This is a genomic window from Variovorax sp. HW608 (assembly GCF_900090195.1).
Classification (GTDB): domain Bacteria; phylum Pseudomonadota; class Gammaproteobacteria; order Burkholderiales; family Burkholderiaceae_C; genus Variovorax.
In genome coordinates this window covers 2269499-2288277 of the sequence record NZ_LT607803.1, presented here as the reverse complement: position 1 = coordinate 2288277, position 18779 = coordinate 2269499, and the positions used below count along the sequence as shown (strand labels likewise).

Here is an 18779-nt window from a genome sequence, read left to right as displayed (position 1 = left end):
CATGGACGCTCAAACACTCATCGCCCGGCGCATCGCCCTCGAACTGAAGGACGGCATGCTGGTCAATCTTGGCATTGGCATCCCGACGCTGGTGGCGGGCTACGTGCCAGCCGGCATCAACGTGTTCTTCCAGTCCGAGAACGGGTTGATCGGCACTGGCCCGATCCCCGAAGGTGCGCTGGTGCAGGCGAGGCTCACGGATGCCGGCGGACGCCCCGTCACGGCAATTCCCGGTGCCTGCACCTTCGACAGCTCGATTTCGTTCGGACTGATCCGCGGCGGCCACGTCGACATGACCGTGCTCGGCGGCATGCAGGTGGACGCCCAGGGCCTGCTCGCGAACTGGATGATCCCCGGCAAGATGGTCCCGGGCATGGGCGGCGCGATGGATCTCGTCACCGGCGCCCGGCGTGTCGTGGTGGCGATGCAGCACACCGCCAAAGGCAAGGCGAAGATCGTCGAGCGCTGTGACTTGCCGCTGACCTCGGCACGGCCGGTGGACCTGGTGGTTACGGAGCTGGCCGTCATCGCCCAGCAAGGCGGACGATTGAGGCTCATTGAGACGGCGCCGGGCGTGAGCGTCGAGCAGGTACTGGCGGCAACTGAAGCCAAGCTCGACGTCGCGGCAGGCGTCACCACGATGGCGATTTCCTGACCATTCCCCGGCAGAGACCCATTTGCCCTACACAGCTCGGTAGGAGTCGTCGTCGTAGCCAGGATCAGGAAGTTATCGCCGAACCCAGCGCCTGCCCCATCGCCTGCAGCAACTGCGCGCCATCCACAGGCTTGTAGAGCACCGTGATGCCCGCTTCCCGCGCCGCCGCAATGCGGCGCGGCTCCGTCTCGCCCGTGATCATCAGACCCGGGGCGTCGCAGCCGCGCCGCTTCAGCGCCCTCCACGCGTCGAGTCCCGATGCGTTGTCGCGCAGCCGGAAGTCGATCAGCAGCACATCGGGCGAGAAGCCCGCCTCGTGGATTTCCTCGGCTTCCTGCTGGTCACTGGCGGACCGTACCTCCCAGCCGAGGGTGGACAGCAATGTGGTCAACGATTCCCGGATCTCGGGCTCGTCGTCGATGAAGAGCACCCGCTTGCGCGTGCTGGCCGGCGCGGCCTCGGTGCCATCGGGAAGCAGTTGCGCGCCGGCACCGCGCGGCGCGGGGATGCGCGGCATGCGCAGCTCGAACACGGCCCCCTGGCCGGGCTGGCTGGTCAGCGTGACGTTGATGTTCAACAAGCCCGCGATGCGCCGCACGATCGCGAGCCCCAGGCCCAGACCGCGGCTGCGGTTGCGCTCGGGATTGCCGACCTGATAGAACTCCTCGAACACATGCTCCTGGAGCTCGTCCGGGATGCCCGGCCCGGTGTCGGACACGCGGATGCACACGCAGTCCTTGCCGGTGCGGTCGTCGGCGAAGGCCTCGATCGAGACATGGCCCTCGTGCGTGAACTTGATCGCGTTGCCCAGCAGGTTCTGGATGATCCGCCGCAGCAGGGCCAGATCGGTGCGCACCCACAGGCCCTTGTGATGGCCGCCGAGGCAGCGCAGTTCGAGCCCCGCCGCGTTCGCGACCGGGGTGAACGATTCGGCGATGCGCCCGAGCAGCTTCATCACGTCGACCTCGCGCTCCTCCGCGCGCACCGCGCCGGCATCGAGCTTGGAGACTTCGAGCAGGCTGTCGAGCAGCGAGCTGCTTTCGGAGAGCGCGCGGCGGATGCCCTGCCCCACGCGGTCGAGCATTTCGTCGCCGCTCAGGCGCGCGAGTTCCTGCACCGTCGCGGCGTTGTACGACAGCGCGGTGAGCGGCTGCCGCAGGTCGTGGCTCGCGGCGGCGAAGAAGCGCGTCTTGGCCTCGCTGGCTTTTTCCGCCCGGTCGCGTTCGCGCCGCAGCGATTCGGACAGGGACACGAGCTGCACCAGCGCGCGCCCCTGGTCGCGCACGTAGAAGGTGAGCACCACGAAGAGCAGCAGCAGCAGCGTCGCGATGGCGCTGCCTTCGAGCGTGCCGCGCGTGACCCAGCCGATGCACAGCGCCGCGCCGACGATCGCCATCCAGCCCACGTAGCTGCGCAGGTGGCCTGCGACCGGCGAGATCGCGCCGACCGCGCTGCCGAAGGAGATCATCGTGAGCACATAGTGGTATTCGCCGACCGGACGCGTGAAGATCATCAGCACCATCGCCGAGCGCAGCACCGCCAGCCCGATCAGCGCGGCGGCCGACCGCGACAGCCATGTGGCCGGCTCAACGCGGCCCGGCTCGCCGATGCGCAGCAGGTAGAACCAGCGCGCGGTATGGGCGACCACCATGACCGCGAACCAGGCGAGCGCGATCGCCTGCAGCCCGACCTGCCACCCGACCCAGGTGACGAAGGCATCCGCAAGAATCAGCGGCAGCAGCAGCCGGCGCAGCTGCTGCACCGACAGCCGCACCTGCTCGGCCTCGACCAGGGGCTGCAGCTCCCGGACGGACAGGCCGATGCTCGCGTCAGAGATCACCCGCACCCCTGACGCGAGCTTCGTGCGCTGCTTCTCCTCGCTTGTGAACACCGACGATCTGCAGGATGGCGCGAACATGCGTCTTCACCGTGGTGTCGGAGATGTCGAGTTCGCGCGCGATCTGCTTGTCCGAGCTGCCGCGCATCAGCGCCCGGAAGACTTCGGCCTGACGCGGGGTCAGGTCCGGATAGAGGGTTTCGACGTCGACCGGCTGCAGGGGGCCGCCGCCGGGTGCGCCGTCACCGGCTTTGCCGTTCTGGCGCGGCGGCCGGCTCACCCCGCCGCGCAGGGCGACGCGCACCGCTTCGAGCAGCGCACCGGGGTCGGCGCTCTTGGGCACGTAGCCGGAGGCGCCGAGGGCCAGCGCGCGGTCCATCACCACGTCGCGGTCGTCGCCCGAGACCACGATGATCGGCGTGTGGCGGCTCGCCTCGCGCAGCATCCGGATGGAACGCTCGCCGTCATGGGTGCCGAGCCACCAGTCGAGCAGGACGAGCTCGTAGGGGAAGGTCTCCATGAGCCGCCGTGCGCTATCGAGATCGCGGGCCTTGTCGAGCGAGGCGTCGGGCATGATCAATTGAAGTAGAAGCTCGAAGGAGTCCCCGACGAGTTGGTGATCCTCGATCCAAAGCGCGCGCATAAACTGAAAGCTCTCCCTGGCTGCTCTTCACGTCGTGCACATATCCCGGAGGCTGCGGCAGCCGGAGCGCGGCGCGGGATTCAGGCCGGCACAGCCTAACACTTCGCCAGCGCGCGCGATCTCCTTCTTTTGGACGAGGTCGCGCCCACCGCGGCGGTCAGGCGCTCAGTTGAACACGCCCTTCTAGAGGCGCCCGCGTCCGCTGAGCGGCGCCTCCGGCGCGGTCGGTGCATCGGGGGCGGCCGGGCGCGGGACGTTGACCAGCAGCCCGTGCATCGTGAGCATGCGCAGCGCCTCGATCCGGGTGAACTCCTGGTCGGTCGCGACGAAGCGCATCTCGTAGCTGCCGAGCCGGATCGCGTCGCCGTCGGCGAGCACCTGGGTCTCGATCCGGATGTCGTTGACGAAGGTGCCATTGCGGCTGCCGAGGTCGGTGATGGTGACGAAGGCCTGCTCGACGTCGATCAGCGCATGGTCGCGGCTGGCCTGCGCGGAATCGACGATCACGTCGTTGCCCGGGCCGCGGCCCACTCTGTTCCCCTGGGGGGCGAGTTGCACCTGCCGGGTTTCACCGGCCGCGGTCATCATGAGGAGGGTTGGCATGGTGGGTGGTCCAGACGCGTGGCCACAAGACCTTCACGCGCACGTGCTATATCGGCTGGGTAGGGGCGAATCTGTAGGGCCCAGAGGGGGTCAACCCTGATCCGGGCCGTCGTAAGAATTGCGTAAGATTCGCACCCGCCTCTCAATCAGGGAACACATGCACGATATCGATTTGCCCACCCCCGCGGCAGCGGTTCGCGACCTCCTGGCCAATAGCGGGATCGTGCCGGCGCTGGCCATGCTCAACGACCGGACGCGCTTCCGGTTCACGGCGATCTACAGACTGAACGGCGACGTGATGCATGCGGCGCACGCCTTCGATCGCGAATCCGAATACCGAAGCTGGCTGAAGGTGGTGCCGCTCGGCCGGAGCTTCTGCCAGCACGCGGTGGAGCATGGCGAATTCGTGACCAGCCATGCCTCCCGGGATCAGCGCCTGACCGACCGGCCCTATGTCGGCATGGTCGAGTCGTACTACGGGCGGCTGCTGACGAAGGAATCCGGCGAGCCCTATGGGACCTTCATCCATTTCGACCTCGAGCCGCGCAGCATTCCCAGCGAAGAGATCCACTTCCTGCGGGAGGTGATCCCGCAGTTCGTCGGCTACCTCGCGTAGGCGGGCCGCAGCAGCGCCACGTGCGTGCGGATGGCACTGGAGTCCGCCGGTGCGCGAGGCGCGCAAATGGACGGCCGAGCGCGCGCGGTCGGGTCAGTTCTTCACGACGACGACACGGCGCCGATCGTGGTAGACGACACGCATCGGCACGCCGCGCTGCTTCAGCTCGGTCCAGGTCGCCGGGTTCATGTAGGCCGCGGCCTGCGGGAGCGCCTGCCAGCGCTCGACGAAGTCGTCGACTGACTTGAGCCACTTGTCGGGTTCCTGGACTTCGCCGAGCGCGAATTCATCGGCGTAGCCCGCCAGCGTCACGTTGCGGCCGAGATAGAAGGGCAGCGTCTGGTCGTACGCGCCGACGGCGAACACCGGCGTTCCCGGCTGCAGTTCGGGGCGCAGTGCCGCAGCAACAGGCGCCGCGCTCTCGAGCTGGCCGAACGCATCGAGCGATCGAAGGACCGCCGAGGTCGCGATCAGATGACCGAATGCGACAGAGAGGATCGCGACCGTCACTCGCCGGCGGCCGAGGCAGAACCCTGCGAGCGCGGCGCAGGTCACGAAGACGATGGCGCCGAGGCGCACCGCCTCCGCGATCGGCGCCAGCACCTCGGCCGGCGTGACGGGTGATGCGAACCGGGCCACCTTCGTCGAGGCGACGAAGGCCACTACCCATGCGAGCGTCGGCAGCAGAAGATGCCAGCGCAATGCGGTCGGCCGCGCATCGCGAAGCGCGCGCGCCGCCAGCAGCGCGAGCGCCGGGAACATCGGCAGGATGTACGAGGGCAGCTTGGAGCCCGATGCGCTGAAGAAGAGGAACAGGAAGGCGCACCAGATGACGAGCAGGTCGCGCTCCTGGGTGCTGGCGGGGCGGCCGTGGTCCGTCGCGCTTGCGCGCGCCAGCCACGGCAAGGCGCTGGTCCACGGCAGCATGCCGCCCAGCAGCAGCGGGACGTAGTACCACCACGCGCCCTGCCGCTGATGCACGGTGGTCAGATAGCGCGCGAAGTGCTCGTGCACGAAGAAGAACTGGGCGAAGATCGGATTGCGCATCGACACTAGGACGAACCACGGCGCCGCGAGCGCGAAGAGGATCGTGAGGCCCGAGAGCCAGTGCATGCCGCGAATCAGCGACGCATCGCGGCGCCACAGGCTGGTGAGGAACAGGACAGCGGCCGGGATCAGCAGGCCCACCAGGCCCTTGCTCAGCACGGCGCCCGCCATCGCCGCCCAGGCGAGCCAGATCCAGCGGCGTCGCGCCGCGGCGGAACCCGACGTCGCACCTTCGGCCAGAAGGACCGCGCAGAGCACCACGGTCAGGAAGAAGGTCAGTCCCGCATCGAGCGTGAGGAAGTGGCTGTTGCCGATGATCCAGGTCATCGACGCGGCGATCGCCAGCGCGCGGATGCCGCTCTCGCGTCCCCAGAGGCGCGCGGCGGTGTAGCCCACCATCAGCAGCGTGAGGAAGCCCGAGAGCGCGGGCCACAGGCGGGCCGAGAATTCGGATACGCCAAGGCCGAGGAAGGCCAGCGCGCCGATCCAGTACTGCATGACCGGCTTCTCGAAATAGAGCAGTCCGTTCAGGCGCGGCGTGACCCAGTCGCCGCTGCGCGCCATCGCGAGCGCGATCGAGGCGTAGCGGCCTTCGTCCGGGCTGATCAACGATCGCGCGCCGAGGCCGGCGAACCAGATCACGCCGAGCACCACGAGCATCAGTGCGAGGCCCAGCGACGCGAGCGCGACAGGTCGGGTCGAATGTGATCGGGTTGCAGGAAACACGGGAAGTCGATGATGGCCGGAGAAGAGCCCGGGAGGTTGCTACGTGGGAATGAATCACACGTTAATGAGGGTGAACAGGGCCTGAATGTAATGGGGATCTCCCGGCGGCCTCTACATCGCGGCGCGAAATCCCCGCATGTCCTTGATCCTTCGCCGCAAGGCATCGATGAAAGCCGTCACGCGCGCCGGCCGGTGCAGGCCCGGCGGCAGCGCCACGTGGATGCCCACCGGTTCGAGCCACAGGCGCGGCAGCACGCGCTTGAGGCGACCCGACTCCAGATCGGCCTGGCACATCCACGGCGCGGCGGCGCCGATGCCGTCGCCGTTCAGGATCGCGCGGTAGCTCGACAGCAGGCTGTCGGTGCGCAGGGGCGTGTCGATCGATACCGTCTGCGAACGCCCGGACTTGTCGAGCAGGCGGACCGCATCGACGAAGTACGGCACGAGACCCACGCACGGCAGGGTCGGCAAGCTGGCCGGAGTCACGCGCCCGACGCGGCGCAGCAGCGCGGGATGCGCGACGAGGATGCGCTCCATGTCGCCCAGGTGCCGGCTCACGAGGCCCGGGTCGCGCACTTCGCCCACGCAGACCCAGCATTCGGCGCCGGTCGCGACCAGGTCAACCACGCGGTCGGTCAGCGTGAGCTCCACGCGCAGTTGCGGCCATGCGGCGCGCAGGTCCGTCACTGCATCGGTCAGGAAGCCGGTGCCGTAGCCCGAGGGACCGATCACGCGCAAGGTGCCCTCGGGGCGGCTGCGGCCGCCGGAGATCCGCTCGGAGAGGCTCGCCCAGCGATCGGACAAGGCCCTCGCCTCGACCATCAGGAGCCGCCCCTCGTCGGTCAGCGAGAAGCTGGCGGTGGTCCGCAGCGCGAGCCTGCAGCCGAGCAGCCGCTCCAGTTCCAACAGGCGCCGGCTGGCGGTGGGCTGGGTGATGCCCAGCAGGCGCGCAGCCTTGCTGAGCGAGCCGGTCTCGGCGATGCGCAGGAAAGTGGCCAGCAGGTCGATGCGGTCGTGAACGAGCTTCATGCATCTAGCGTATAGGACTTCATCCTTCCATGCTGCTTCCTTTGTGGCTGCGATCTCCGTATCGTTGCGCCATGAATCAACCCGCTGCCCGTTCTTCCGCGATCTCCGCCCCGACACGCCTCCTGGGCGACACGCCGCACGGCGGCTCGGTCCTCGCCTTCTACAGCCCCAAGGGCTCGCCGCGCCCCCCGCGCGTCGGCCGCGGCGAGGGCGTCTACCTGTGGGATGCGGACGGACACCGCTACCTGGATGCGACCGCCGGCGCGGTGGTGGCCAACATCGGCCACGGCAACCCGCACGTGCTGGCCGCCATGCAGGAACAGGCCGCGCGGGTGAGCTTCGCGTATCCGCGCTTCTTCGAGAGCGAGCACAACATCGCGCTGGCCGACCGCGTTTGCACATTGGCCGGCGACGGCTTCGACCGCGCCTTCTTCGTCTCGGGAGGGTCGGAGGCGAACGAGTCGGCGCTCAAGCTCGCGCGCCACTACGCGGTGGTGAGCGGCCAGGGCAGCCGCTGGAAGGTGATCTCGCGCAACCCGAGCTACCACGGCTCGACGCTCGGCGCGCTTGCGGTCACCGGCGATGAACACACGCAGGCGATCTACGGGCCCATGATCAAGACGATGCCCAAAGTGCCCGCGCCGCTGTCGTACCGGCTGCCCGAGGGCCATACCGAGGAAAGCTATGCGATGGCCTGCGCCGAGGACCTGGCCCGGACCATCGAGCGCGAAGGACCGGAGACGGTGCTGGCCTTCATCCTCGAACCGATCGGCGGCCTGTCGACCGGCGCGGTGGTGTCGCCGGCCGCCTATTTCGCGCGGGTGCGGCAGATCTGCGACCAGTACGGCGTGCTGCTGATCTACGACGAGATCATGAGCGGCGCGGGCCGCACCGGCGAGTTCCTCGCGGCCCACCACTGGCGCGCCGCACGGCCCGATCTCGTGACGCTGGCCAAGGGCCTCGCCGCCGGCTACACGCCGCTCGGCTGTCTTCTGGCACCCGACCGCATCGTCGACGCGGTGGCCGGCAGCGGCGGCTTCGTGCATGGGCACACCTATTTCACGAACCCGCTGTCGTGCGCGGTCGCCAATGCGGTGATGGACGAGGTCGAGCGCCAGGGCCTCGTGGCCCGCGCCCGCGAACGCGGCCTTGGCCTGCGCCGGCGGCTCGAAGCGCTCGCCGATCGTTCGCCGATGGTGGGCGACGTGCGTGGCCTCGGCTTGCTCAGCGCGATCGAGATCGTGGCCGACAAGGCCTCGCGCCGCGCCCTGCCACCGGAATTCAATGCGCCCGCGAAGCTCACGCTGCATGGGCTTCGGCACGGCATCGCCCTCTACAACCGCCGGGCCAACCTCGGCGCCTTCGGCGACTTCCAGATGATCACGCCGCCGCTGACGATCAGCGAATCCGAGCTCGACGAGCTGGTCGAACGGCTGGAGCGCGCGCTGGCCGATCTGGCGGACGAAGTGACGCGACTCAAGCTGATCTGAGCGACCGCGCGAATCACTCGCAAGGCGCGCAACGGCGCGAACCCGTTCTGCACCACCCTTCCTTTCTCACGCTCCAACTCCGCAGACCCTCACCGAGGATGACCCCATGACGCTGCCCGCCCTGCTTCGCATCACGCTCGCCTGCACGGGCATCGCCTGCGCCTGTGCGGCCTCCGCGCAGGTGCCCACGGGCAAGGGGCCGCTGCGGCTGATCGTCGGCTACCCCGCGGGCGGCTCGGCCGACGTGCAGGCGCGCACGCTGGCCGACAAGCTCGCGTCGGAACTCGGCACGACGGTCGTGGTGGAGAACCGCACCGGCGCAGGCGGCCAGATCGCCGCCGACTTCGTGCGCGCCGCGCAGCCCGACGGCCTGACCGTGCTGCTGGCCAACATGCACATGATGGTGATGCTGCCGCTGACCTCGAAATCGGTGCGCTACGACCCGCTGAAGGACTTCCAGGCTGTCGGCCGCATCGCGACCTTCTACGAGGGCATCGCGGTGCCGACAGCGGTGCCGGTGCGCAACGTCAACGAATGGCTGATGCTGGCCCGAAATGACAAGTCGAAGTCCGGCTATGGCGTGCCGGCGGCCGGCAGCGTGGCGCAGTTCATGGGCTATCGCCTCGGCCGCGACGCGAAGATCGAACTCACGGCCGTCCCCTATCGCGGCGCGGCGCCGCTGGTCCAGGACCTTCTGGGCAACCAGGTGGTGGCCGGCATCACGCCGATCGCGGATCTCGTGCAGTACCAGCAGAGTGGCAAGCTCAGGGTTCTGGCGGTGAACGGCGTCAAGCGCACCTCGCTGCTGCCGGATGTGCCGACACTGAAGGAACTGGGACAGCCGAATTTCGACACCCTCGAATGGACCGGCCTCTTCGTGCCCGCCGCCACGCCGCGCGCCACCGTCACGCAATTGCATGCGGCACTCGGCAAGGCCCTCGCGCTGCCCGAAGTGCAGGAGCGTCTCGCCAAGCTCGGCAGCGACGCCAACCCCAGCACGGCGGAAGAACTCTCGGCGCTGATCGCCGACGACCTCAAGCGCTGGGGACCGGTGGTCAAGGCCTCGGGCTTCACCACGGAATGAGCCGGCCGATCCCGCCGCACCGCCCGCTGGCCGTGCCGGGCGTGCATGGCTACGCCAGCGCGAAGAGCGTGCATGCCGGCCAGCGCATCGACTTCCATATCAGCAGCGACCGGCCCTACGACATCTCCGTATGGCGCCTCGGCCACGACGCGGACAGCCGCCGCGGCGACACAGAGGTCGCGGATCTCGGCGCATCGGCCGCGTGCGTGCAACCGATTCACCCGGGCTCGTACGTGCATGTCGAGAGGGGCTTGCCCGCGACCTTGCCGTTGCCCGGGCTCACGCTCGAATGCTGGGTCATGCCGTGGCGCAGCACCGGCGCGCGGCAGGCGCTGATCACGCAGTACGACGGGCCGGCGCATTGCGGCTTCGGGCTTTTCATCGAGGCCGATGGCGCACTCTCGCTGTATTTGGGCGATGGCGGTGCGCAGCGTGATGCCGCCCTGCACATCGGCAGCCGGCTGATCGCACGGCGCTGGCAGCATGTGGCCGCGACATGGGATGGCCGATGGGCGGCCTTGTGGATCGACGGCGTGTGCTCCGGCCGCTGGCCGTCGACGGGTCCGGTGTGTCCGGGCCCGGCACCGCTGCGTCTGGGCGCGGCCGGCGAACCCCATGGCACCGACGCGCTCGCCGATGTGGACCTTGCGATGCCCGCGATCTACGAGCGCGCCCTGCCCGCCGACGAGATCGCCGCGCGCGTGGCCTTGCGTGCGCAGCAGCTTCCGTCCGACCCGGCGCTGCGCGCCTGCTGGCCGCTGCGCGAAGGCCGCGGCGATTGCGTGGCCGACGCCAGCGGCCACCAGCGCGACGGTCGCATCGTCAACCACGGCACGTGGATGATCCGCGGCCCGGCCTTCGATGAAGAGGCCGAGGATGCGCGCGACCCATTCGCCGTGCCGGGACAGCGGCAAGGGCTGCGTCTCGCGAGCGACGACCTCTACGACTGCCGGTGGGCCGCGAGCCACGGCATCACGCTGCCCGCCGACGCACGCCCCGGCCTGCATGTGGCGCGGCTGCGCTTCGACTGCGAAGGACGCGAGGCGGTCTACGACATCACCTTCCTCGTCAAGCGCCCTGCCGGTGCGCGGCCCGCGCCGCTGCTGGTGCTTTGCGCGATGAGCAGCTGGCTGGCCTACGCGGCCACGCCCTTCGCGCGCAACCAGGTGGACGACCCGGTGTGGCCGCGCCGCTCCACCGGCTTGCCCAACAGCCATCCGCAGGCGCCCGCCTTCTGCAGCTACACCTGCCACCATGCCGGCCAGCCCAGCTACTTCACCGGGCTGCGCATGCCATGGCCCAACGCGAGCCCGGCCGCGCTCTACGATCCGGCGGGCAGCGGCTTCTCGCAATGGACGCGGCTGGAGCGCCGCCTGCATGCCTGGCTCGAACGTGAAGGCTACCAATTCGACCTCGTCGCCGACCTCGACGTGCACGCCGATCCGGACCTGCTCGCGCGCTACCGCACGGTCGTGGTCAACGGCCACAGCGAGTACTGGTCCACGCCCGTCGTCGATGCCTTCGACGCCATGCTCAGGCGCGGCGGCAACGCGCTGGTGCTCTCGGGCAACACCATGTACCTGCGCGTGAGCTTCGACGAAGCGATGGGCGTGATGGAGCAGCGCAAGAACGAAGAGCGCGGCGCCGATCCGGCCGATGCCGAACTGCGACCGCCCGCCGGCCCCTTCGGCGAAGCGTTCCACAGCCAGGACTGGGCGCGCGGCGGACAGTTGCGTGCGGTGGGCCGTTCGGCCGCGAGCATCATCGGCCTCGAATCCGCAGGCTGGGGCTTCGCCGACGCGGAGGATTTCGGCGTCTACCACGTGGCCGACCCGGGGCATGTGCTGTTCAACCATCCGCACTCGCTGGGCCTGGAACGCGGCCGGACCTTCGGCCATGCGCCCGGCGGCGGCCTGCCGCGCGCCATCGGCCACGAATGGGACCTCTGCACCGCGACCCTGCTGCATATGACGCACGACACACCGCCCGGCGCTACGTTGCCCGAGCCGCCGGCCGGTCTGACCGTGATCGCACAAGGCATCCGCCGCGTGCCCGGCGCGATGGACACCTACCTGGACTGGCACTCGCGCGTGACCGACTCGCTGGACGGCCTGTCGGCGGAGATGATCTACTGGGACCGCCCCCAGGGCGGCCACGTGTTCCACGCCGGCGCCGTCGGTGCCGCATGGGTGGTCGGCAGCGATCCGGTGTTCGACGGCCTGCTGCGCAACGTGCTGCATCGCTTCGGGTGCAAACCGCGCAGACCTAGTGGGGCACTTCCGCCGGCCCGCTGGACGCGCGCCGCGGCTTGCGGATCAGCAGCAGCAGCGGGATCGACACCGCGGTCATCGCCATCATGATCCAGAAGTCGTCGAGGTAGGCGATCATCGCCGCCTGGCGCGTCACCTCCGCGTTCAGCGCGGCCAGGCCGGACTGGGTGCCGATGTTCACCGCGCTTCCCAGATAGGCCAGGGCCGCATTGCCGGGCGCGACCAGGGACGCCAGGTTGGCGTGGGCACTGGTCGAGCCTTCGGTCAGAAGCGCCTGGACGATCGAGATGCCCACGCTGCTGCCGATGTTGCGCAGCAGGCTGAAGATGGGCGTGCCCTGGTGCCGCAGATGCGGGGCCAGCGTGGCGAAGGTGGCGGTCGACAGCGGCACGAAGGTGAAGCCGATGCCCAGGCCCTGGATGAAGCCCGAGGTGATGATCAGCGTGCTGTCCATGTCGGGCGTGAAGCGCGTCATCTGCCACAGCGAGAAGGCCGTGAGCCCGAAGCCCACCGCCATGATCCCGCGCACGTCCACGCGCTGCACCAGCCGGCCGACGACCATCATGGCGATCATCGTGCCCACACCGCGGGGCGCCGTGACCGCGCCGGTGTAGACCACGGGGTAGCCCATCAAGCCCTGAAGGAAGGTGGGCAGCAGCGACATCGTGGCGAACAGGATCATGCCGACGATGAAGGCGAACAGCAGCCCGGTGACGAAGTTGCGGTCCTTGAGCAGCTCGCGGTTGAGGAAGCTCACGCCCTGCACCGTCCAGGTATGGATCGCGAAGAACGCGAGCGCGACCAGTGCGCCCGCGGCTTCCAGGCGGATCTCCCATGAATCGAACCAGTCCAGTTGCTCGCCGCGATCGAGGAACAGCTGCAAAAGGCCGATGCCGAGGCTCAGCGTGACGAAGCCGAAGACATCGAGCTTCTCCGCGCGCGGCCGGCTCTCGGGCAGGAAGCGCCCGATGCCCCACAGCGCGAAGAGGCCCACCGGCAGGTTGATGAAGAACACCCAGCGCCAGTCGAACTGGTCGGTGAGCCAGCCGCCCAGCAGCGGGCCGAGGATGGGGCCGACCATGATGCCGGCACCCCAGATCGCCATCGCCTGGCCGACCTTGTGCGGCGGATTGATGTCCAGCAGCACCGCCTGCGAAAGCGGCACCAGCGCCGCCCCGAAGATGCCCTGCAGGAGCCGCGCCCCCACGATCTGCGCCATCGAGCCCGCGAGTCCGCAGAGCGCGGACGCGATCGTGAAGCCGATCACCGAGACCAGGAACACCCGGCGGCGCCCCCAGTGCCCGCACAGCCAGCCGGTGAGGGGCAGCGCGATCGCGGAGGCGACGATGTAGGAGGTCAGCACCCAGGTGATCTGGTCCTGCGATGCCTGCAGGCTGCCCTGCATGTGCGGCAACGCGACGTTGGCGATGGTGGTGTCCAGCGCCTGCATGATGGTCGCGAGCATGATCGAGATCGTGATCATTCCGCGGTTCGGCACGGCGTAGGTGGATGGGCTCATGCCTTCCCCGCTTCCGTTGCGCCCGGTTCCCAGGCCAGCAGGCCTTCGCGCGCCTTGCGCAGCAGCGCGATGAGCTGCTTGCGCTCGGCCGCGCTGAGGTTGCGCAGGCCGTGCGCCTGCACCTCGTCGCTGATCTTCAGCGCTTCGTCGAATGCGGTCAGCGCGCGCGGCTGCGGATGCACCCAGTTCACCCGGCGGTCGGTGGGGGAAGGCTCCCGGCGTATCCAGCCCGCGGTTTCCATGCGGTCGCACAGGGCGGCCACGCCCATCGCGCTCTGCTCCAGCCGCTGCGCAAGCTCGGCCTGCGAAAGAGGCACCGAGCCTTCATGAATGGCCAGGGCACCGATCAGGCGGCACTGGGCCAGCGAGAGCCCGAGTCGTTCGCGTGCCAGCCGGTCGAAATGCCCACCGTGCAGCTTGGCCACATGGTTGACCAGAAAGCTGAAACGCTGCGTGTGGTCGAATTTCATAAACGCATAGATATTAAACACATTTATGAATTGCTGCAGAAGCAGCCCGCGTCGCCCCTTTCAGGTCAGCACCGACGGCCGCGACAGGGGGGAGAACGCCGACTCGCCGGGCTCGACCTTCAGCGCGAGCGTGAGGCAGGTGCCGCCCTCGGCCGACCCGTCGATGTGGAACTTCGCCCCGATCGAGGCGGCCCGGGAGCGCATGTTGTCCAGGCCGCGTCCGCCGCGCCGCCGGCCGGCACCCGCCGCGGCCGGGCTCCCCCGCAGGCCGACGCCGTTGTCGGCGATCTGCAGGGTCACGGCCGCCCCGTCGTCGCACAGGCGGGCGCGGACGATGATGCGTGTCGCGCGCGCGTGCTTCAGCACATTGGTGAAGGCTTCGAGCAGGATGCGCTGCACGTGCATGACCACGTTGGGAGACAACTCGCGCAGCTGCGGCAGCTCCGCCACGTCCCACACGACGCCGATGCCCGCGGCCTCCAGCCTCGGCTGCAGCCGGTAGCGCAGCGTCGCGAGCACCGTGGCGAGATCGTCGTTCTCGGGCCGCAGCGAATCGACGGCCATGCGCATCTCGTCGAGCGCGACTTGTGCATGCTCGCGCAGCGCCTGCGGATCCGCTCCGGGGTGGGCGACCATGTTCAGGAGCGCGACCAGCTGCGAGCCCACGCCGTCATGGATCTCCCGCATGATCCGCTGGCGTTCGTTCGAGATGGCCTGGTGGTGCTGCTGCTCGCGCAGTACGTCGAAGGCGGACTTGAGCTGCTGCTCGCGCTCGTCCACGCGGCGCGAGAGCTCGGCGTTGAGCGCGTGGAAATTCGCAGCGGTGCGGCTGTAGCGCTCCGCGATCAGCCAGCCCATGATGGGCACGAACGCGAACATCGCGTGCTGGAGATAGGTCGATCGCAGTCCGCTCGCGTTGGACAGCCGGACCAGCAGAAGATCGTGCAGCCCGGCGGCGATCGACGCCGCAAGCGCCGCCGCGAGAAGCCATGCGCCCGCTCCGGCCCGTGCCCAGGCGCGCCTTGCGACAGTCCACAGGCACGCGAGAGCCATCGGCACGATCGTGCAGATCCCGAGGGTCAGCCACAGCGGCTTGCGAAGCGCGAACGAAAGCACGGTGAGCGCGGCGCTGACCAGGATGGCGACATCGACCGCGCGATCGACGGGGCGCGGCGCCGGGCCGGTCGCGAGCACCGCGAAGCGGCACATCAGGGCCATGTGCGACATGTAGCAGATCGCCGCCAGGGCGCCGAGCCAGGGCCACGGCACGGGCACATCGGCCCAGGCCCGGTCGATGATCCGCAGCATGCCCAAGAGGGCCCCCAGGCTGAACCAGCCGTACATCGGCAGGCGCTGCCGGACCCAGAGCACCCCGGTGAACACGCCCATGCCGAGCAGTCCGACCGCGAACACGAGCATGGCGATCTCGCGCCCGCGACGGTTCGCGTCGTACAGGGCCTCGATCTCGTCCTGCGGGCCGTAGCGCAGCACCGACAGCCCGCCGAGGCGTTGCGGCTGGATCGTCACCTCGACCCGCAGTTCGTTCTCGCGGTCGGCATGCAGCAGCGCGGCCGGCACCACGGCCATCACCGGGTGCTTGGCCGCGTCGAAGAGCGGGTCTCCGAGGCGCCCCCAGTGCTGGACGATGCCGCCGTTGACGAGGACTTCGACCTGGTTGCCGACGCGGGAGAACAAGAGCGCCATCGGCGCCTGGCCCTGGTGGGGCGGCAGCATGATGCGGTAGCTCGCGCGGCCGCCCTGCCCCGGGAAATCGCCGTCCCAGCGCCGCGCCAGGTCGACCCGCCCTTCGATGGACGGCTTTCCGTCGGGCTCGAGCACGGCCTCTGCCGCATCGAAGGTCCGGATCGTTCCGGCGGGCTCGGCGGGCGGCGCGATGGCGGCCTTCATGCCCAGGGCGAGAGCGACCACGGCCGCGCATGCGAAGAGCCATCGCAGGGCGCCTGGCGATGAGCTCGATGAACGCACGGTCATGCGCCCGTCTGCCGGTCAGCCCAGGATGCCGAGCTGCCGCGCTTCGAACAGGGCCTCGGCCTTGTTGTGCACGTCGAGCTTGCCGTAGATGTTGCGCACGTGGCTTTGCACCGTCGACAGCAGGATGTCCATGCGGGTCGCCACCTCCGCATAGGTGAAGCCGCGCGCGATCAGGTTCAGCACTTCCGTCTCGCGCGGCGACAGCGCGTCGCTGGAAGGCGCCGCCGCGGGTTGCGAGGGACTGCGCCCCCGCCAGCGCACGAGGAGTTGCCGCGCGATGGTGGGCGACATCGGCGAGCCGCCCGCATGAAGGCTCAGGATGTGCGCGGCCAGGTCGGCTTCGGTGCCGTCCTTCAGCAGATAGCCGCTGGCCCCCGCTTCGAAGGCGCTGAGCATGTTGACCTCGTCGCCGAAGATCGTCAGCACCATCGTCGCGCAGTGCGGCTGCAGCTCGCGGCAGCGCCGGATCACCTCGAGGCCCGGCTGGTCCGGCAGGCCCAGGTCGACCAGCAGCACATCGATCGAATGGACCTCGAACCATGCGAGCAGTTCCGCAGCTGTGGACGCACCGAAGGCAAAGCGCAGGCTGGGTTCGGCGCGGATCACGCGCTCCAGGGCATTGCGCATGGCCGGATCGTCTTCGACAAGGGCGACGCTGATGGAGGCTGGACTCGACATTTCGGGGGTGGGATGGACTGGGCGTGAATATTCGCACGTCCCGGCGATCTTTCGATGCGACCCCGACCCCATGAACTAGGGATGTGGGCCGCGCAGCACACCGATAGCCTCTCTTCGTCGGTCGCGGCCCGAGGGGGGCGGCGGCAAGAACAACAACCTTCGGAACTGAAAGAAAGATCGATGAAATCAGCAAAGCGTTGGGGAATCCATGGTGCCGTCCTGGCACTCGCGGCCTCGTTGGCCGCATGTGGTGGGGGCGGTGGCAGCAGCGGCATCGCCGGGCTGGGCACCGGGAGCGGCACCAGCACCAGCACCAGCACCAGCACGGGCTCGGGCACGGCCAGCGGCGGCGACACGCAGTCGAGCGCCACGATCGCCGGCGTCGCCGCAGTGGGCGCGCCGCTGGTGGGCACCGTCACGGTGAAGGACGCAAAGGGCGCGACCCGGACCGCCCCGATCGGCACCAACGGCAGCTATTCGATCGACGTCAGCGGCATGACCGCGCCGTTCGTGTTCCGCGCCGAGGGCTCGGCCAATGGCGTGTACGCGATCGTGCATTCGATCGCCACCGAGGCCGACCTCAACGGCCGCATCAACATCACGCAGCTCACGGACCTGGTGGTCTCCAACATCGCCGGCCAGCTCGCGCAGAACTATTTCGACAAGTTCGAGCAGAGCGGCAACGCCGACCTCGCGAGCAAGGCGCTGGTGGATGCAGAGGTCGCCAAGCTCAAGGAGAAGCTGCTGCCGGTGCTCACGGCCCTGGGCGTCGATGCCGCGATCGACCTTCTGCACAGCGCGTTCACGCCGCTGTCCGATCCGCTCGACAAGGCGCTCGACGTGATCCGTGTGAGCTACGACACCGCGGCGAACACGGCCACGATCTCCAACGTGGTCAACGCCGTCACGGTCACGGACGATCTCGCGGTCAAGGCCGCGGCAGAGACTTCGCCGGCGACCCTCAGCGATGCCAACGTCGCCTCCGGCGCGACCGACCAGGACCTCGTGCGCCAGGTGCTCAAGGACTTCAGCGCCAAGTTCGCGAACGGACTGCCCACGAATGCGGACCTGACGCCGCTGATGACCAACGGCTTCCTCTGGAACGACATGAACCGCGCGACGGCGCAGGCCGCGCTCACCCAGAACGTGGATCTCATCGGCGGCTCGTTCACCGACATCGAGTTGCGCCAGATCGACTACGCCAACCCCAACGGCGTGACCGCGCACCTGTCGTTCTCCGTCAAGTCCGGTAGCGGCGTGGAGCTCGGCCGCCTCGACAACTGGAAGGTCCGCAAGAGTCTGACGGACGGCCTCTGGCGGCTGCACGGCGACCAGCGTTCGCTCGACCTGGAGTGGTTCGCGGTCACGTCGCAGCACCACGGACTGCCGGGCAGCGGCACCTGCGTGAAGACCGGCCTCGAGTTCAACATCGAGAACCCCAACACCGCCAACGACGGCGGCACCATCGCCTACATCATCGTGCAGGGGCCGGGCCTGCCGGCCGCGGGCCTGCGCTACGAGCAGCCCGCGCTCGGCGGACGGTGGATGATCAAAGGCACCAGCTCGGAGACCTACCTGCTGGCCACGACCTGCGCGAACACCTCGTCGGCCGCGATGAGCGACGACCAGATCGCCGCCATTCCGGACAACGCGCCGTACACGCTGACCGCGTATGACAGCACCGACATGCAGGTGAAGGCGCCTAGCGCACCGTCCGACGGCATCTATCGCTTCAAGATCGAACGGCGCCCGCTCACGCTGGCGGAGGCCGGCGCGAGCGGCGTGTTCCCGGTGATCGACGACGCGACCGTCAGCGCGTTCACGGCCTTCGACACCGCGGGCGGCACGATTTCGTTCGGCGCGAGCAATCTCTATCCTCTGTCGCAGGCCTACGTGCAGATGCGGCGCTCGGATGCGACGCTCGCCAACATCGATGGCGTCGAGAAATCGGTGCTGCCGAACACGTCGGGCGCCGTCTCGACCACCCTCAGCTTCGCGGCGAACGCGTCGGTCGCTTCGCAGACGATGTGGGTCGAGTCGCCGGACGCCCATCGCCGCAGCATCCAGACCTACTATTACAAGTAGTCGCAGGCATCAGCGCCCCGTTCGGGGCGCTGGCT

Annotated in this window: 15 protein-coding genes; 6 read left to right on the top strand and 9 right to left on the bottom strand. The window is 68.9% G+C overall.

Annotated features, from left to right (window positions below; translation table 11 throughout):
* The first annotated feature begins 1 nt into the window (after position 1).
* A complete protein-coding gene (locus VAR608DRAFT_RS10595) occupies positions 2–655 on the top strand; it encodes a 3-oxoacid CoA-transferase subunit B (RefSeq protein ID WP_088954037.1) in 654 nt (217 codons plus the stop codon).
* A gap of 64 nt (positions 656–719) precedes the next feature.
* Here VAR608DRAFT_RS10595 and VAR608DRAFT_RS10590 read toward each other — a convergent pair whose 3' ends face one another.
* The 3 genes from VAR608DRAFT_RS10590 to VAR608DRAFT_RS10580 form a co-directional block, all read right to left on the bottom strand.
* Positions 720–2546 (bottom strand): ATP-binding response regulator, encoded by a 1827-nt coding sequence (locus VAR608DRAFT_RS10590; protein ID WP_172843835.1) that lies wholly within the window; start codon positions 2544–2546, stop codon positions 720–722.
* The gene (locus VAR608DRAFT_RS10585; RefSeq protein ID WP_088954035.1) at positions 2485–3135 is read right to left on the bottom strand and encodes a response regulator; all 651 of its coding nucleotides are present in this window, start codon (positions 3133–3135) and stop codon (positions 2485–2487) included. Before VAR608DRAFT_RS10585 ends, VAR608DRAFT_RS10590 begins: the two co-directional genes overlap by 62 nt.
* A gap of 183 nt (positions 3136–3318) precedes the next feature.
* On the bottom strand, positions 3319–3738 hold the full coding sequence (locus VAR608DRAFT_RS10580; protein WP_088954034.1) for an FHA domain-containing protein: 420 nt from the start codon (positions 3736–3738) through the stop codon (positions 3319–3321).
* Between the two features lie 157 nt (positions 3739–3895).
* Here VAR608DRAFT_RS10580 and VAR608DRAFT_RS10575 point away from each other — a divergent pair, with 157 nt between their 5' ends.
* Positions 3896–4354: a GAF domain-containing protein gene (locus VAR608DRAFT_RS10575; RefSeq protein WP_088954033.1), complete on the top strand. Its 459-nt coding sequence runs from the start codon at positions 3896–3898 to the stop codon at positions 4352–4354.
* Positions 4355–4447: 93 nt separating this feature from the next.
* Here the strand turns inward: VAR608DRAFT_RS10575 and VAR608DRAFT_RS10570 are convergent, their stop codons facing one another.
* Positions 4448–6127 (bottom strand): glycosyltransferase family 39 protein, encoded by a 1680-nt coding sequence (locus VAR608DRAFT_RS10570; RefSeq protein ID WP_157730803.1) that lies wholly within the window; start codon positions 6125–6127, stop codon positions 4448–4450.
* Between the two features lie 111 nt (positions 6128–6238).
* On the bottom strand, positions 6239–7156 hold the full coding sequence (locus VAR608DRAFT_RS10565; RefSeq protein ID WP_088954031.1) for a LysR family transcriptional regulator: 918 nt from the start codon (positions 7154–7156) through the stop codon (positions 6239–6241).
* A gap of 71 nt (positions 7157–7227) precedes the next feature.
* Between VAR608DRAFT_RS10565 and VAR608DRAFT_RS10560 the strand changes: the two genes are divergently transcribed.
* From VAR608DRAFT_RS10560 to VAR608DRAFT_RS10550, 3 genes are all read left to right on the top strand, one after another.
* Positions 7228–8646, top strand: a complete 1419-nt coding sequence (locus tag VAR608DRAFT_RS10560) for an aminotransferase family protein (RefSeq protein ID WP_088954030.1) — start codon at positions 7228–7230, stop codon at positions 8644–8646.
* A gap of 106 nt (positions 8647–8752) precedes the next feature.
* Complete coding sequence (locus VAR608DRAFT_RS10555) at positions 8753–9730, top strand: Bug family tripartite tricarboxylate transporter substrate binding protein (protein ID WP_088954029.1); 978 nt, start codon at positions 8753–8755, stop codon at positions 9728–9730.
* Complete coding sequence (locus tag VAR608DRAFT_RS10550) at positions 9727–12090, top strand: LamG domain-containing protein (protein ID WP_088954028.1); 2364 nt, start codon at positions 9727–9729, stop codon at positions 12088–12090. Before VAR608DRAFT_RS10555 ends, VAR608DRAFT_RS10550 begins: the two co-directional genes overlap by 4 nt.
* Here VAR608DRAFT_RS10550 and VAR608DRAFT_RS10545 read toward each other — a convergent pair.
* The 4 genes from VAR608DRAFT_RS10545 to VAR608DRAFT_RS10530 are packed head-to-tail and all read right to left on the bottom strand — an operon-like array spanning position 11996 to position 16659.
* Complete coding sequence (locus tag VAR608DRAFT_RS10545; RefSeq protein WP_088954027.1) at positions 11996–13519, bottom strand: DHA2 family efflux MFS transporter permease subunit; 1524 nt, start codon at positions 13517–13519, stop codon at positions 11996–11998. The genes VAR608DRAFT_RS10550 and VAR608DRAFT_RS10545 overlap by 95 nt on opposite strands.
* Positions 13516–13989, bottom strand: coding sequence for a MarR family winged helix-turn-helix transcriptional regulator (locus VAR608DRAFT_RS10540; RefSeq protein ID WP_088954026.1), 474 nt, complete (start codon positions 13987–13989; stop codon positions 13516–13518). The genes VAR608DRAFT_RS10545 and VAR608DRAFT_RS10540 overlap by 4 nt, the downstream gene beginning before the upstream one ends.
* A gap of 60 nt (positions 13990–14049) precedes the next feature.
* Positions 14050–15981 carry a sensor histidine kinase gene (locus VAR608DRAFT_RS10535; protein WP_088954025.1) on the bottom strand — a complete coding sequence of 644 codons (1932 nt, stop codon included), beginning with the start codon at positions 15979–15981 and terminating at the stop codon, positions 14050–14052.
* 15 nt (positions 15982–15996) lie between these two features.
* Entirely contained in the window at positions 15997–16659 is a 663-nt protein-coding gene (locus tag VAR608DRAFT_RS10530) for a response regulator (protein ID WP_088954024.1), read from the bottom strand.
* A 180-nt stretch (positions 16660–16839) separates the two neighbouring features.
* On the opposite strand from VAR608DRAFT_RS10530, the gene VAR608DRAFT_RS10525 reads away from it, so the two are divergent.
* Entirely contained in the window at positions 16840–18744 is a 1905-nt protein-coding gene (locus tag VAR608DRAFT_RS10525) for a hypothetical protein (protein WP_088954023.1), read from the top strand.
* Positions 18745–18779 lie beyond the last annotated feature (35 nt).